Origin of the sequence: Bacteroides timonensis, from assembly GCF_000513195.1 — a bacterium.
GTDB lineage: Bacteria > Bacteroidota > Bacteroidia > Bacteroidales > Bacteroidaceae > Bacteroides > Bacteroides timonensis.
Genome location: NZ_CBVI010000110.1, coordinates 16,638 through 33,463 on the forward strand (window position 1 = coordinate 16,638; position 16,826 = coordinate 33,463).

14 protein-coding genes are annotated in these 16,826 nt (G+C 43.6%); 4 read left to right on the forward strand and 10 right to left on the reverse strand.

From position 1 onward, the window contains the following. Positions 1-19: 19 nt before the first annotated feature. From BN161_RS20480 to BN161_RS20495, 4 genes are read left to right on the forward strand one after another with little or no spacing between them, the layout of a single operon-like run. Positions 20-2,266, forward strand: a complete 2,247-nt coding sequence (locus BN161_RS20480) for a hypothetical protein (protein WP_044269788.1) — start codon at positions 20-22, stop codon at positions 2,264-2,266. After that, complete coding sequence (locus tag BN161_RS20485) at positions 2,152-6,570, forward strand: contractile injection system tape measure protein (protein ID WP_125910887.1); 4,419 nt, start codon at positions 2,152-2,154, stop codon at positions 6,568-6,570. Before BN161_RS20480 ends, BN161_RS20485 begins: the two co-directional genes overlap by 115 nt. A 34-nt stretch (positions 6,571-6,604) precedes the next feature. Continuing rightward, positions 6,605-7,147 (forward strand): eCIS core domain-containing protein, encoded by a 543-nt coding sequence (locus BN161_RS20490; protein ID WP_081743762.1) that lies wholly within the window; start codon positions 6,605-6,607, stop codon positions 7,145-7,147. A gap of 22 nt (positions 7,148-7,169) precedes the next feature. After that, a complete protein-coding gene (locus BN161_RS20495; RefSeq protein ID WP_044269809.1) occupies positions 7,170-8,462 on the forward strand; it encodes an ATP-binding protein in 1,293 nt (430 codons plus the stop codon). Between the two features lie 107 nt (positions 8,463-8,569). Here the strand turns inward: BN161_RS20495 and BN161_RS20500 are convergent, their stop codons facing one another. The 10 genes from BN161_RS20500 to BN161_RS20540 form a co-directional block, all read right to left on the reverse strand. Then, a complete protein-coding gene (locus tag BN161_RS20500) occupies positions 8,570-9,649 on the reverse strand; it encodes a UvrD-helicase domain-containing protein (RefSeq protein ID WP_044269792.1) in 1,080 nt (359 codons plus the stop codon). After that, entirely contained in the window at positions 9,642-11,273 is a 1,632-nt protein-coding gene (locus BN161_RS20505) for an ATP-dependent nuclease (RefSeq protein WP_044269793.1), read from the reverse strand. Before BN161_RS20505 ends, BN161_RS20500 begins: the two co-directional genes overlap by 8 nt. After that, a complete protein-coding gene (locus tag BN161_RS20510) occupies positions 11,273-11,989 on the reverse strand; it encodes a DUF3307 domain-containing protein (RefSeq protein WP_044269795.1) in 717 nt (238 codons plus the stop codon). Before BN161_RS20510 ends, BN161_RS20505 begins: the two co-directional genes overlap by 1 nt. Beyond that, a complete protein-coding gene (locus BN161_RS20515) occupies positions 11,989-12,630 on the reverse strand; it encodes a hypothetical protein (protein WP_044269797.1) in 642 nt (213 codons plus the stop codon). The genes BN161_RS20510 and BN161_RS20515 overlap by 1 nt, the downstream gene beginning before the upstream one ends. A gap of 549 nt (positions 12,631-13,179) precedes the next feature. Beyond that, complete coding sequence (locus tag BN161_RS30690) at positions 13,180-13,317, reverse strand: hypothetical protein (protein ID WP_244436576.1); 138 nt, start codon at positions 13,315-13,317, stop codon at positions 13,180-13,182. Between the two features lie 263 nt (positions 13,318-13,580). Beyond that, entirely contained in the window at positions 13,581-13,760 is a 180-nt protein-coding gene (locus tag BN161_RS20520) for a hypothetical protein (RefSeq protein ID WP_044269798.1), read from the reverse strand. Then, positions 13,744-14,334, reverse strand: a complete 591-nt coding sequence (locus BN161_RS20525; RefSeq protein ID WP_044269800.1) for a metallophosphoesterase — start codon at positions 14,332-14,334, stop codon at positions 13,744-13,746. The genes BN161_RS20520 and BN161_RS20525 overlap by 17 nt, the downstream gene beginning before the upstream one ends. Positions 14,335-14,753: 419 nt before the next feature. After that, entirely contained in the window at positions 14,754-15,293 is a 540-nt protein-coding gene (locus BN161_RS20530; RefSeq protein ID WP_044269802.1) for a hypothetical protein, read from the reverse strand. 107 nt (positions 15,294-15,400) lie between these two features. Further along, positions 15,401-15,661 carry a hypothetical protein gene (locus tag BN161_RS20535; RefSeq protein WP_044269804.1) on the reverse strand — a complete coding sequence of 87 codons (261 nt, stop codon included), beginning with the start codon at positions 15,659-15,661 and terminating at the stop codon, positions 15,401-15,403. A gap of 11 nt (positions 15,662-15,672) precedes the next feature. Continuing rightward, positions 15,673-16,826, reverse strand: a 1,154-nt coding sequence (locus BN161_RS20540) for an OmpA family protein (RefSeq protein WP_044269810.1), incomplete at its 5' end; no start/stop codon positions are given.

Sequence of the window (16,826 nt, forward strand, 5' to 3'; positions counted from 1 at the left end):
CAATTAATACCGGTAGAAGATGGAAAAAGAACGGAAAGAGCCCTATATCAGACAGGAGGCGGAAGGCGAGAGCCTCTATACGCAGCTACAGAGGCAGACGCTGGAGGAGGCGCAGCGGCTTTCGGGTAAAGTATGGACGGACTACAACGCCCACGACCCCGGTGTGACCGTGGCGGACATCGCAAACTATGCGCTGGCGGAACTGGACTATAAACTCCGTTTCGCCCCGACGGACTATCTGACCGGAAAGGGCGGTGCTTTCGATGCGGAACGTTTCGGGCTCTTCTCCCCCGAAGAGGTCTATACCACTGCGCCCGTCACCACAGAGGATTACCGGAGACTGTTCTTCGCGTCCGTCCCCGGACTGGAGAACGTGTGGGTGGAGTGTGATGCGGCGACCGGAGGCTATACGGTGAGCGTGTCGCTTCCCCCTTTTGGAGAAACAGATGAGAATGCGGTGGTGAAACGGATTGGGGAAGTGTACAACAGCCACCGCAACCTGTGTGAGCATCTCGACAAGGTAACGGTCGTACAGCCCGAAGAGTTGGAATTCCGCGCAGAACTGGAAATAGAGCCGGGCAAGGATGCGACCGTTGTGCTGGCAAGGCTGTATGCCACCATACTGCGCTATCTTGCCGGTTCGGTCAGTATCTCCACCCCGGAAGAACAGCCATTTTCCGGCCTGTCGCCCGAAGAGTGGCTGGAAGGTTCGGAAAATGCCGTGCGCGTAGTCATCCCCCGGCAGCAGAACACCGAATACGAACTGTACGGGAAGCTGTGGCAGGTGGAGGGCATCCGCTCGTTCAGCACCTGCTACCTGATGAAGGACGGCGAACCGCTGACCGACCTTTCGGGAGTGTTCAGCCCGAAAATCCCGAAGGACAAAGAGGAACTGAAAGTAACCGTTCGCTGCGAAAATATTCCGTTACCGGTCCATATGGAAAAATTCATCGGACACCTGAAATCCTTCTATTACACCCAAATCCGCAGCCATGCAACGATTGGGGAGAGAAAGGAAAAGGACCGGGAAACCCCGATGGGGACTTACCGCGACATCTTCGCCCACCTGCCCATAGCCGCAGACTTCCCCCTCTGCTACCGCCTTTCGCCGGACGGGGAGCCGTCCACCTCCTTCGAGGCGTATCTGAAGCTCTATGACGGAATGACGGCATCGGGACTGGAAGAGGTGAAAGGTCTGCCGCAACTGCTCTCCATCCGGGTGGAGGATGCGGACTGTCCGTCCGGAAGGGACACCGTGACCCTGAAGAACCGCTATATGGATTTTCTGGACCACCTCTACGGCGTGGAGAGCAACCCCGTCCGGCTTACGGAGCAGGACAGCTACGGAGAGACAGCCGGTGAAGCCATCCTGCGCCGGGCGGTATTCCTGCGGCAGGCGGCTCGCCTGATAAAAAACCGGGCGAAGGCACGGGACATAACGGTATTGGAAAGCAAAGACAATGTGCCGGCGGTGAAGGAATGGTTCTGCCTCCTGCTGGGCATCGACCCGGACGAGAACCGTTCGGTGGGCAATGTGCTCCATGTGAACAGCCTGAGCCTGCACAGGGACGATGAAGCGCACAGGGAACTGCACAACGAGATGGATGCCATGCTCATCGGGGAAAGAATGCTGGATGCCTCGCGGGTGGAGCCGGTCACTGAAACGAAGATGCCCCAAACTGAGAAAGAAAGGGCGGAACAATACCAGGTTCTGCATGACAAGCTGGACATTTTCCGGAATCCCGCCATCAGCGGAGGACTGTTCCGGGGAGGCACACGGCTGGAGAACTACCGGCTGGTGAATATCAAGGACACGGAACACATACTGGCATTTTGGAACGAGGAAGGAAAATACTGGATGAATCTGGAATGGGGAACGGACAAGAAGGTGCTCAACAAGTATGCCAACATCCTGAGGCGTTTCCTGTGGAAACTGAACAAGGAGTGTGAAACGGTCTATATCGTGGAGCACAGCCTGATGCTTGAGCCGGAAGCGTTCACCGTATCGGTGGTGTTCCCCGACTGGACGGTGCATTTCCATTCGGAAAGGTTCAGAAAGAACTTCATGGAACTGATGCGGTCGCTGATGCCCGCCCATATCAAGATGTGTTTCTATGGAGCAGACACTGCGACCATGCAGTCTTTCGAGCTGTGTTATTCCCTCTGGCGCAGGATGCTGGCGCAAGGGACAGTGAAGAACAGACTGGATATAGAAACGGGCATGAGGAACCTGCTGAAATCCAAAATGAAGAAAGAAGAACTGTAAACAGAAAACAAAAGGGCATGATCGGCATTGACCGCATATCATTCGAGTTCGTCATGGATGACGAAAGGTTCGCACAGGGACTGTATGCGGACTGGGACAGCTTTTGCCGTACCTGCGTGGAAAATATTCTGGAGGAATGCCTTTCAGTATATGACAAGGACAGGGTGCTGCACGAAATCGAGAAGCTCGACCTTGACCTGGGCGGCATCCCGCAGGAGGACTTCTATACGGAGTTCCCAAGGAGGCTGCGCGGGGAACTGCTGAAAGCGTTGCCTGACCTGCAACTTTTCTATACTGACGGGAAAGAAGTAAAGACTGAAGCCTCACGGTTCGCCAATCTGCTGCATTATCTGGAGTACGGTGTGCTGAAAACAGAATGGGCGGACATGGATTTCGACCTCTCGGAAGAGCTTGACAATGTGGTGAGTCAGGACAAACGCTATCTGGAAAGGATTGCCGGGTTGTGCATGGTCAACGAGTATGTGCTGAGACGGATTCTGTTGCAGACAGACATATCCGCTCCGCTTGTCCGTCTGTATTCCATTGCGATGGACAAGGTGTTTTCCATGAAGGAAGGCAAACATCGCTTCATGGAGATTTTCTTGGAAATGCAGCCCGATGTGCCGTTGCGCTTCGTCCATGGGACAGAGGAAGAAGGGCTGTTGCACGGCATGGCTGAGTTGCTTGACACCCGTTCTGTCCGCAGGGTGATGGAAAAGGAGACCGCCGAGCACGCCGAAGTTGACCTTCCTCCCTACTGGCATTACCTGTACGAATGGCTGGTCAAGTATTATCCGTACAACGGAGTTGCCATATTCGGCGGTAAGAGTGATTTCATCGGCCACCTGCATTACCGGCTGCTAACTTTTATCCGCAAGCGTAACAGCACGTTCTACCTGTCAAAGCTGGAGCTTACCGCCGCCTTCCTGCTGGAGGTGTTCGGAGCGGCTTATTACAAGGATGTTCTGAATGCCATCTACAATATGCAGCCGCGCAATGCCGACGGTTCGCCTGCATATGACGGGTATTACAATCTCCAGCTGTACCGTGTATTCATGCAGCTGTCGCTGCTGTCTTTGCCTTCGGGTATGGATGTTCCCGAGGATGAAAGCACTTCCAAGGAAAAGACCGCTTCTCTCCTGACGGATTTCAGGATGGAGGATTTGAGTGCCGTTCTGAAAGATACCGGACGAAATGATGCGGACAAAAGAATGCTTGTAGCCGCACTGGTACGGCAAGAACCGGAGGCTTTTATCTTATGGTTAAAGAGTGAGGTCGCAAATGATGGCGCTCTGACAGCGATTTTAGTAAGGTTGATTGATGAACGTACATTACAACGGTTGCTTGCATCCACCTCATTGTCGGCCATGGAAACCGTGGATGAAGTGATAAAATACCTGACCGGTCTTGTCAGAGAAGAGAGGCTGTCAGACGGATTGACTTACGAAGTTTTTGCCCTTGCTGCCCGTAAAGCGGTGCTGCTATGGATTAAAGGCAATGGATATGCCCTTTCCACTATTGAAAGTAACAAATCCTTGTTGCGTCTGATACACAAGGAGACAATTGAAACAACCGGCAAGGATAATGAAACGACGGTGGAAGAATGGGTGAAAGAACTTCATTTGTCAGAAAACGAAACTAAAGACCTTGAAACCTTTGTCGGACATGAGGATGATGACATCAAGGAAAGCATCCGACGGCTGGGAATGCTGTTGAAAGCCGAAAATGTTTCAGAGGCTGTGAAACGCAGAGTGACCGTTTCCTTCTTGGAACGATATAAAGAGAGAACTGCGGATGTGATAGGAGAACTGCATGAGCAGGGACTGTTGGAAAGTGCAATCAGCCGGGTCAGTGTTTCTGCTGCGGAAGCTGTAATCAGACAGATGGTTATCCGTTCTATCGGAACTGGCGAAGCGGAGAAACTGCTGATCCTGATTGGACGGTTGTTCGCCGGTGAGAATACAGTTTCCGTCTACTTGCAGGACAAATCCCTGACACTGAGAATGCAGGTGCTTGCATGGCTGGCAAAAGAGATGAAAGTACAAGCAGGTATGGCAAAAATACAAACAGATATGACAAGACCATTTCCGGAGCTGTTTTCTCTTTTCCTCACCTTCTTGTTCGGAAAGGAAAATGTATCCGCTGTAATCAGACCGATACTATACGGCATGGCAGGAGAATTTACAACCGACGAAGTGAAGGAGGATGACATCCTTGAAGTGTTGGAGCTGCTTCCCTATACCGGCAGTTCCCGTATGCGTCATGCCCTGTCCGTGTTTGAACAATGGTCGCAGCAGGTCAGGACGTATTCAAATACCGTTCAAACGCTGTTGGAAAACCGTTGGAATACATCCGGCGGATTTATGGACTGGCTGGAAGATGCCGAAGTGGCAATCGAATCCAGGCGTGAACTGTTGCAGGCACTGGCACGGGAGAAGCCACAAGTGCTGACCGGAATATTCCGCAACCTGCCGCAAAATAAAGAAACAGTTTTTGAGTTTGCAGCTTATATTCCTACAGAAGTGATACTGGATGGAATGCAAAAGGCGGATGGAAAACAGGCACTGTTGCTTTCACGGACGATTGACTTATTGCAGAAAGAACGGGGACGTTTCGCTTTTCTCTCCAATATGACCCTGTCCTTTACAACCGCCTTGTCGGAAGCTCTTCTGCTGTTCATGCAGGACAAAGAGACTTTGGGAGGAAGGAACCTGACGGAGCAGGAAGTGGTCAGGAAGCTCCTGGCACACCTGTACTATGTATATACAAGGCGAACGGACTACAATGACAATAAGGAATGGAAGCATTTGCAGGATGAAGTGAACGGTGGGCTTGGCTTGGACGGTACGGAAACGGCGGGTGTACCAGCATCAGGAAAGAATCTTTCCGAAAGGCTGTTGTCTGAATATAACCGTTTGAATGACTCGGAACTGTACCACCTTGTAGCCGGCGTATTGGATAAAGAACCGGGACTGTTTGTTGAACTGTCAGAGCAGAATGCTGATCCGGATTTCATCAGGCGCATTTCCGGCATTGCAGACAGGACAATGTTCAGGCGTATGGTAACGGTGCTTTCTTCCGTTTCCGGATTTGAGAACCGTACCGCTTTTATAAGACTGATGGAGTGGCTGGGCATCCGGTCGGCTGACCGCATGGCGGCATCGGGCATGATGAGTGCTCTTCTGTCATGGACAGGCACGACGGACTGGAAAAGGCAGGGCATCCGGCAGATAACGGCCTTCTTTCTGTCACGCCTTTATAGAAGTGATGATGCAGCCGACCTGCCTTTGGAAATGCTTATGGATGATGCTCTGCCCGAAGAGATACGGAAGCGGCTGCTTCATGGCTATATGCGTTCATGCCCGGCGGAATTGCTGAGACAGATGCAACGGCTGGCGGCACAAGGCAAGCTGCCGTTGGAAAAATGGGCGGAATGGGCAACCCTTTCGGAATGGCTGCGGTTGACAGCAAACATCTCTCTCACATTGGAGGAACTGCTGCGGCAGGTCATTGAATACCTCCTGTCCCAAGGCGAGCCGATGAATAATGAAACGGCATTGAGATACGGACTGATGAGATTCATTGCGACAAACGATGCCGCAAGATTTGCCTATTATGTAGATAAAAAGGAAGTAGCGCACTCGTTCGTGCTGTCGCTTCCTACCATACAAGGTATAACTGAAAATAAAAAAGAAGAAATTATGAGTAAAATGATGGAAGATTTGGGTATCACCCCGGAGGAAGAGAAAATCTTGGAGAGAAGTCAGGAAAATGATTTGGAAATGGCTCTTGTCGGCAATGCCGGACTGTGTCTGCTCTCGCCTTGGTTCCCGCGACTGTTCGCTATGCTCGGCTATTTAGACGAAGAAAGAAGGAACTTCAAGGATACTGCATCGAGAATCCGCGCCGTGTTCCTGCTGCAATATCTGGCAAGTCCCGAAGAAAGGGACTATCGCGAACCTGAACTGGTTTTCAACCGTCTGCTGACCGCCCTGCCCGCACAGGTTCCGCTACCAAAGCGGATAGAACTGACGGATGAGGAAAAGCGGACGGCCGACGGTATGCTGGAAGGCGTAAAAGCCAACTGGGTAAAAATGAAAGGTACATCGGTAAACGGATTCAGACAGAGCTTCATCCTGCGCGACGGACGGCTGGAACAGCAGGACGAGAAATGGCTGCTGACGGTAGAGAGACGGACGGTTGACATCCTGCTCGATACCGTCCCGTGGGCGTTCCGGCAGATACGTTTCCCGTGGCTGAAGAAACACATACAGATAGCATGGCATGAGGGACAAGAGTTTTAATCGGATTATTCACTGTAAAATAAACATATAAGGTATGGAAGCAGAAAAAGTATATCAGGAAAAGACGGCACGCACCATCCGGCAGAAGCAGGACGGCAGCGGCGCATTGCAGTTTGTGGACAACCGTCCGGTGAACCAAGCCCTGCAACGTGTAGGGGAAGACGAGGAGGATGCCTTGCAAGGCAAGTTTGACGGAGCCATCCAACGGGAGGAGGATGAGGACAAAGGTATGCAGATGAAAGCAGCAGAACCTATACAGAAAAAGAATGAAACGGGAATGCCGGACAACCTGAAAGCCGGTGTCGAGAATCTGTCCGGCTTTGCAATGGATGATGTGCGGGTGCATTACAACTCGGACAAACCTGCAACCGTTCAAGCACTGGCATACACGCAGGGAACGGACATTCATGTGGCTCCGGGACAGGAGCAGCACCTGCCGCATGAGGCATGGCATGTAGCCCAGCAGATGGCGGGACGTGTGGAACCGACCACTGAAGTGGACGGATTGCCGGTGAATGACAATGCAGGCTTGGAGCATGAAGCGGATGTGATGGGTGCAAGAGCCAGCAATTACTAACCCTGAAGCCATGTAGCCTATGATGACAGCACATATCGACTGGTTCGGCACCATGCTGACCACCGCCATACAGCTTTATTTCCAGCAAGGGAGCGAATACTTCTCGATAGAAGAGGTCACGCCTCCCGCCGACGGCTGGCTGGAAAGCATGACAGGACGACAGGAAATCACATTCAACGAGCGTGTGGTTATCATGCTTGCCCTGATGCCGCATACCAGTCCGCAGGCATTGGACATCTTTTTCGTGCAGAACAAGAATTTCGACCGTCAGTACACCGAGTTCGGCGGCTGGAAAGGATTGTCGCACGGAGGTTTCCTGCCTACCGGCGAGACGGCTTCGTTCATCATCGCCGGAGAGGATATGGAGAAAAAGAAGGCTGTCATCCGCATGTTCCAGAGAGACCATTGGTTCTATACGCAAAATATCCTGCGGCTGGAAGGTGCCGGTGAAGGCGAACCGTTCCTGAGCGGGCAGCTGCGCGTATCGGATGAGTTCCTGAGCAAAGTCCTGCTGGACAGGGACTACAAGCCGGACTACAATGTAGGTTTTCCCGCCAAGCGCATCACAACGGAACTGGACTGGGATGATATGGTGCTGGACTATAATACGGCGCAGGAACTGGAGGACATCAATACGTGGATTGCCTCACATAAGGTCATCATGGAGGACTGGGGACTGAAACGTTTCCTGAAAGCCGGGTACCGTGCCCTGTTCTATGGTCCTCCGGGTACGGGTAAGACACTGGCGGCAACCCTGTTGGGCAAAAAGAACGCTATGGACGTGTATCGGGTGGATCTGTCGATGATTATTTCAAAATACATCGGTGAGACGGAGAAGAACCTTGCCAAGGTGTTTGACCTGGCAGAAAACCGCAACTGGATTCTTTTCTTCGACGAAGCGGACGCGCTGTTCGGCAAGCGTACTTCGACTAATACCTCCAATGACCGTCACGCCAATCAGGAGGTAGCCTACCTGCTGCAACGCATAGAGGACTTTCCGGGTACGGTGATTCTGGCGACAAACCTGCGGAGCAATATTGACGAGGCATTCTCCCGTCGGTTTCAGTCGGTCATCTATTTCCCGATGCCGGACAAGGAACTCCGTGCCGAGCTGTGGCGGAAGATGCTTCCCATAAAATGGCTGGGAAAGGATGCGGACGTGCTGACAGACATGGCCTCCGACACGGAACTCTCCGGCGGTTCCATCACCAACGTGGTGAGACGGTGCGCCTTATCGCTCATCCAATCGAAGGAAAAGAAACTGACGAAAGAGGTACTGAAAGAAACGTTGCTAAAAGAAAAATCAAAGATATAAAGTTATACTCAGATATAATGTGTGTAAACATTGGGAATAATGGCATAAGAAAAAATAAATGATATAAGAAGAACCGAAAATAAGGAAGCGGGAGTCTTTCCCGCTTCCTATTTATATTTCAATATACCATCTATATTTAATTCTTCGTCATAATTATATATGATTGCCACACTATACCGAGCTCTTGTAATAGCAACATACAATTTACATTTGCTTGTCGCTGCTAATGGCTTATTGCCAATAAGCCAATCTAATATTGCTTGAGTTGGATATATCAATATTCTGTCAAATGATAATCCTTTAGAAGCTCCAAAATTTAATGTAGGACACGAATCGTTCGTTCTTGTTTTTATATTATATCTCAATTGGACTGGCTGATATTTGCTTAAATAATCATCCACATCGAATGGCCGTATAAGAAAGACACCTTTGTGTTCGACATCATCAGTATTATCTGATATTGTTGCACTCATATCTGGATATAACTTATTAGAAAAGTCACATATTGCAGATACGCATCTATGGTTAATATTTAATGATGTGGAATCAATCTCAAGATTAAATTTCTTTCTGATAGAGTCAAAATATAACAATATATTTGACCTTTGATATTTTTTATTTTTGGATGAGTTATTGGTAGAAAATGTACCTTGCCTTGGATCACCGACTAATATTATTTCTAATGAAGTAGGAAATAATTTATTCAAAAAGTCCAAATCATATCCTGCTAAATCCTGCACCTCATCAATGAAGATATGAGAATATATATTAGTAATCCTTTTTATGACTGTTCCTTTTGATTTTTCATCACATCTACAGACAAATTTAGCTATTTTATCAGAGTATATCTTGCCATCTGTCGTTAAATAATGACGTGCGACATCGGTTTCTTTTGTTCCTTTAGCAGAAATGCCATTATACAAATATAGTCCAGATATTTTATCCGAATATAAATAACTCTGATATGGTTTAACACCATGCTGAAGTAAAAAGGAAAACCATGTCTGGATTTTCACATTAGCAGGAACACATTTATTCAATTCCACAAATTTCTTGCGGATTTCCTTTTCATTTTCTTCTGTATAGGTGGTAATAAGTATTTGAACTCCTTGCAAGCGAAGAGCTTCTTTTACTAAATGAGTAGTCTTACCAGATCCTGCTGCTGCAATTATAACTTTATTACTCATCTATCGAATCTTTTATATAATCTGGAAATGTCAACTGTTCTTTAGTCTTAAATATTTTCAATGCACAATCTGTTTTATGAGATTTCATATATTTGTGTAAATCGTCAATATCAGTATAATGTGTACCTAAAATCAGATTCATCTTTTCTATATTATTTGATTTTACAATTTTAGGTTCCATCGTATTATAATTAAATGGTTTGTCACCTATTTTTAATGAGCCAGAATCAATAGCCATATCATAGCATATCTGAATATTGGGTAAATCTTTATACTCTTTATATTTTTCTTGCAAGGCTTGAATATTTCCATCATTATCTGTTACAACAACAATAGATACATCCAAATATTTAGCTATTTCCAAGAAACGTAAAAAAGAAAGATTTCCGACAGCAATGACATCAACACCATTTTCTATCGGCATTTTTCCATATCTTACAAGATATGCCTTTTGGATAACCAATTCGTCAGAATCGCCTTCTACTAAAATAGCTTTTCTACAAAGGAGAAGTCTCAATGTGTCATATCCTGACAGTTTTTCAAAATATTCGATAGTATCATCAGACAATTCATTTAATCGCAATGTCTTTTTATCATGTAATAAAATAAGTGATTTTAGCCCCAACTTATTTGCTACAAAACTACTATGAGTTGATATTAATATTTGTTTATCTGCACAATGTTCCTTTATTGTAGCAATAAGTTCATTGAGTTTTGAATATGAAAGGTGATTTTCAGGCTCTTCCATCAAAAGAATGCTGGCTTCTTTTGCCTTTTTATGTCCTAATGCCAGTTTTGTTTTGACTATACATTGTTCCCCTTTACCAATATAATTAAAAGGAATCTTATCAAGATAAGTCATTAGACAACTTTCCCATGCATTCTTAGAAGATAAGTCAACAGAAAGTTCGACATTCTTGTTGGAAATTTTACTGGCATCTTTTAACCTTGCATTGATATTGCCAATAGATTCCTCGCCCATAAACACTTCTTGCATTTTTCGATAGGCCTGTGTTATATCAACGACTTCTTTTGTATCTAAACATTCTTTGATTATCCGTGAAATATAAATATCAGAACCGTTTTGGTAACGATTGCTTGAAGAATCAATCAATGCAGATTTTAATGGTATATTCCGACTCGTTATTGAACTGTCGCGGGCAAAGGTAGTCCATACTACATCATAATATTCAATAGGAATGGTCTTTACCTCCTGTTTTATTAATTCTTCATATACATCCCTATATCGTTCATCGAAGGCAATCTTGTAAGATAATCCACAATCATCTTGCCTTTTACTATTACCATTTCCACAAAACATTGGACAATCATCACCTCCGATATATAATTCAATTAAGATATAGGGTAGCTGTGCAGGTCTCTGTTTTTTTAGGTTATCAAGATATTCCGCAACAATGTCATTATTAAATAAATATTGAGATAGTTCATTTTTAAGGTATCGACCATTTAACATACCTGTAAGTGCCAAATGAATAGCTTCAATTATAGTTGATTTTCCCGATTCATTGTTACCAACGAGAATATTGACACCTTTATTGAGAGTTATATCGAAGTTTCCTTTATAGCTCTTATAATTTTCTATATGTAGTGACTTTATATACATCAATTTATCAATTTCAGAGTTAAAAATCCGATAAGAATAGCAACTGTAAAACTGGCTAAAGTACCTATTAATACATACTCTGTGATTTTAATTTCTTTCGCCTTATTCAATTCTCCAAAACGAAATATAGATTTAGCCGCTAATAAGAATCCAACACCTTCTATGTTTCCAGTGAGAATAAAAGTCAAGATTAGTATGCGTTCTAAATATCCTATTGATTTTCCCGCATTTGGAAGGCTCTGAGATGCACTGTCTTTTGGACTCCACCGTTTAATGAATAAATTAAGGAATATTGAAGTAGGAGTCAGTATAAGCAGATAAGCAGTAATCACGTACCAAAAGTGAAGATCATTCAAATTATCAGCAATCCATTCTAACTTAAAATTTCCATCATTATATAAAAAGAGCCATAAAGCAAATATAACTATTACATGGAAAAATTGGTCTATAACAAATGTGCTCAACTTCTCTTTCATTGTGGATTTAACGAAATCCACGATAAAATGAGTCAAGAAAACTACAGATGGAATAATCCAATTATCCCATTGAGCTACAAACAAGTAGGAGGTGATGGCATGAATCAGGCAATGTAGGATTAAAGATTTTAATTTAACCCATCCTTCTTTTCTCTTGTTATCGCAAATACCATCTGTCTGCAAAATAAAATCAGAAAAAATGTGGGCAAATAGCAACCTTAATAATATCAGTATATCCATTATAGTAGTTTTTTAGTTATCAATACAGCGTATCGTTCTAAATAAATACGAATAAGATTTTCTTTTGCAGTTCCAAGCAATTTACTTATATTTTGAGCGGTTTTATTATATTTTACCGCAATATCCTTTTGTGGCGTTTGATGAAGTAATGCCTGATATACAACTTGTGCTTGTGTGCACGTCCAACCGGAAATAATATCATCCGCAAATGCTGTACTTACTTTCAATTCCTCATTGATGTCTTCCCATCTCGTTCTTATTGTCAATCTCCGTTTCCCAATTTCATCAAGTCCCCAACCGGAAAAACGGAATGCTTCGCCATCAGAAATAACAACCTTGTCTGATGTATAAGAAATTTCTCCGATTCCAAGGGCGATACGCGCATCCCATATACCCTTACTCTGAAAAGGGGTATTGCTTTTAAGACCGGCTCTTAATAGTACTGCTATCTTTAGTGTTTCTTCTGGCTTATCTACAATCAATTGAAAACTATCTCCTCTAAATAGTTCTATTTTCAAAGGGCTTAAAATCCTCAACTCGTCCGCTATTCGTGGGATAGAGTCTATCAAATGTTTTCTCCAATCAACTTTTATCGTTGTTGAATTGACAATATCTCCTGTTATAACACCTTTTATATCCATATTCTGTTTATAATTGAACATCTATGTTACAAAGGTAATATATCTCCCATATAAATCAACCAAAATTGGTTGTTTTTTAAATATCAACCGAAATTGGTTGTTTAATGGACTACAACCAATTTCGGTTGATAGAATTATTACTCATTTCCGAGCAGCAGATGTTCCAGAATCTCATCGTTCGTGATGCGTTTCAATTCGTCCCTCACAATCTTTCTCGCCTTGTTCTTAATACGGCTCTGTAACAACAACTGCATGGAATACCCATAGCTTTATAAACCTGTGTCCATTTTTCCTTTGCCAGTTCAAACCAATAAGGATGTTTATTCAAATGAGCATCTTTACAAATGACAAAATGTCCATAGGCTTCATAAAGAATCATACGGGCCTTAAATAGCCGCCTCTGCTGTTCATGCCTCCAAAGTTTGTTTCTTTTGTCCATCATCTTTCTGTATTAAAGTTAGGATGAACAATGATCTTTCTCATGTTATTTCTCCTTTCTGCGTATCGCTACGCTAATTCATTGTTAAGTAAGGCTTACTCATTTACGCATTAGCTTGACATCCAATCACAATCCGAATGATAGCCATAATAAGTTTTGCCATCACCACCTAAGTCCCAAGGGGAGGTCAATTCAATGGAATGTGTTGGCAACAATTCATATTTCCCCTGGCTAATCAACATTCTCACACGTCTTCTGAATCGTTTTGACGCCACTTTCTTTCCTCTCTTTTGTGACTTACAACAACAGCAAACGCCTGCAGGAAATTTCTTCCTCGATCTACTCATATTAAATGTAATGTTATGAAGCACAACATGCCTTGCACTAATTATGCTTCGGTTAGACATTACATCTTTTTACTGCTAAAATTCATATTATATAGTTTATTGTCAATTCACAACGGCCTTTTACACGTCATTTCTACCAATACGGTCAGGATGAATAGAGAGATTTACTCTTCCCATCCTCGTTTATGCTTTAGTTTCCGGCTATAGTTCTTCACCGATGTATGCACATGATGTGTGGCATGAAAACCAGGACCCAATAATTCTTTTTCGGCTTCACGACTTCCTTTCTTCATCGCTCTGACGTAATCGTCCAGCGAGAGTGAGGAGCTATTTTTCTTTCCCATCTTTATTTCGATCGATCTGTTTCAGAATAATCTTTTGTACTTGCTCATATGAAACGGGAGTATAGTTGTTGTTATCGACTCCAACATCGTATTGCGTAGGGAAAAGCATACCGAGACGCTGCGTATCTACTCCGGTACTATCGGGGCAGGTATGTACATGCCCGAAGAGTTGCCATACATCCCGATAAGCGCCACCATAACAGAGGAACGGATAGTGGTTCAGGTAAATACTACGCTTTCCTATTTCAATTTGCATCTGCACCGCCACTTCCTCAAACCGGCTCATATATCCTTGACGTATATTCTTTCGATCATGATTACCCATGATCAGACAAATCTTGCCATTCAACCTATCGAGTATTTTTGTCCATTCGGCAGAACCTCCCAAACAAAAATCCCCCAAATGAAAGACCGTATCTTCAGGTTGCACGACCCGATTCCAGTTGGTAATCAATACTTCATTCATATGATCCACATCGTTGAACGGACGATGACAAAAATGAATAATATTCGCATGACTAAAATGTGTATCGGATGTAAAAAACGTATGTTCAGCTTCAAATTTATAATTCATAATTTCTCCTTTCTGCGCATCACTGCGCGTCTATATTAATCTAAATAATGGGGAATGTGGAGAAGGAAACAGGTGGTAAGTCTGTGTTTTTCATTCCGTTTTTTGCTTTCCCTGCATCGAAAAAGTTTGCAAAAATAATGTAAGCATTCGACTTCTACAAATCTTTAGGGGATATTTTTTTGAGTATGAGAAGTATATACTATGTATATAAGAATAGGACAGAAGTTGGTTGATACCATTTACTTCTGCCCAATATTCAAGGAAAGCAAAATTTTTAATTTTCAGTAGGGACATTGTGACTATTTTATTTATACAGTCAACATTTTACAAAATAACAAAAGCACATCTATTCGGGAATAGGTTTTCATTCAATTACTATATCATACCTAAATCTCTAACTCATTAAAAAATCGACTCCACTATCTTCTTATAGAGGAATGTAGTTCCTGCTTTTCATTCAAAGCATCCTTAAAATAATCCGCCGCCAATTGCTTCTCGTCCCCCCAATTATTATACTCTACCGCATCTCTCCATGAAAGATTAACTGCCATCTGTTGTACTCCATCAATTCTACAACGGATAGACATATTCCTATCACCCGAAGGATAAATCTCAATGTCAGAGATTCTCTGTAGCATTTTATTAACTGTAACGTCATTCTTAAACTTCTGAATAGCTCTGGCATTCTGTCTTTCCTCCCATTCATCCGCTTCTTTCGTTTCAGAATCACGCACTTCATAGCTATCTGCATAACTGGCATTTAACCGATATTCATATGCCGTATTGCTAATCACATCAAGTCGAGCAAATAGTTTTTTTGCCTCTCCGACAATATCTGCATCCGAATTAATATCTCCGATGTCCCCTTTACAGATCTTAGTTGCCGCTGCTAAACAGACCATAGCATCCGGCTCCCGAATACTCGTTATAACATAAGCATTTTCGTTTACTGCCGCCATTTGTGTTTTTATAGAAGGATTCTTGATATACCGGATATTATATGCGCCCCGTCCAATCACCTCTTCCTGTAATTCTTCTGACGGCTTAGCAACAAACTGTATATTACTTACATTATTTTTATAGCCTCTCTTTGCACTTTCTCCGTTGGATTTTTTATATACTGCAAAAGGGATGGCCATTCTTTCACTACTGCCAGTTGAACCTTTTCCGTCGGTTCTTTAATATATACAATATAATTTACATGGTTTCTTACCGCTGCCAGTTGTTGCCTTTCAGTAGGATTCTCAATGTCCATAATACGCCAACCTTCTTTCTGAAGCTTACCCAGCAATATCATATCTTTTATAAAATCCGGAATTACTCTCATAAAGCCTATAACTATTTATTACTTGAATTATTTATATTATTCTGAGCAGATAATACCGGCTCAAAAAAAAGTTCAACCTTTGCACAACGGTTTACTTGTATAGGCTGATAATCGTTCACCCCACCTTTACATACTTTAGTAATCCGATTCTGAGAAACTCCCCGTTTTACAAGCTCTTCAGATATATAATCTGCACGACATATACTCAGGTTCTGATTTCGTATTGCATCACCTGTTGCACTATCGGCAGTACCGATTACTCGTAATCGGAGATTATATTTTTTACATATACGGGCAAGCTCATCCGCATTGGCTAGCTGGGAAGGGTCTGTAAGCTGGTCTGTATCGACCAAAAAGAAGAACATGATAGGAGAACCTATACACTCCTTTCCAGAAAAAAGCAGTTTCAAATATTCTTTTCCAGTACAGAGGTTATCAGCATTATATATATCAGAATTCCCAGTAGTTATCGTATCATTCCCCATTAATTTTCCTCCAATTTCATTTGCGTCAATGAAGGTATTGCCTGTTTCCTCATCCATGTTAGTTGAAGAAAGGAGTCTTGCCCTTAATGAATTCAGCCCATCATAATCATTCTTCGGGTAATCATTGTTTTGAAGAGAGCTTGCATCATCTGTTTTCTTCCGCTTAAAAAGGCCATTGTATTTATCAAGAATGCCTTCTATCTCAAAAATCTTCTTCATTTCGTTAATTATCCGTATATCCTGATCATGAATATTCCGGTAATCAGAATTATGGCGAGTTAGTTCTTGATTAGAAGCTATGAGTTGGGCATTTTGATCAATATAAGGTTGGGCGTCAATAGCACGCCTCCATCCTTTGTTACCGATCGCGAATGATAATCCGGCTGTTAAATGGAACATGTTATCGCCAAACTTATTCTTATTTCCAACCCCATCAAAATCCCGGAAGGTAGTAGCGCCACCTAATTCAAATGTTAAAAGCAGGGTCTTATTGAGCCTGAGCTTACTAAGAACACCATAATTCATAGCAAAAGGATGTCGTTCCGTTTGTTTATTATAGATAATACCACATCCAATGAAGGGTATCAAACTCCACCGATTATTCGGCTCATATCCTCGGATTTGCGTTATCATATCCAAAAGCAAATCTACATGAACTGAATGATAGCTCTGTCTCTGAA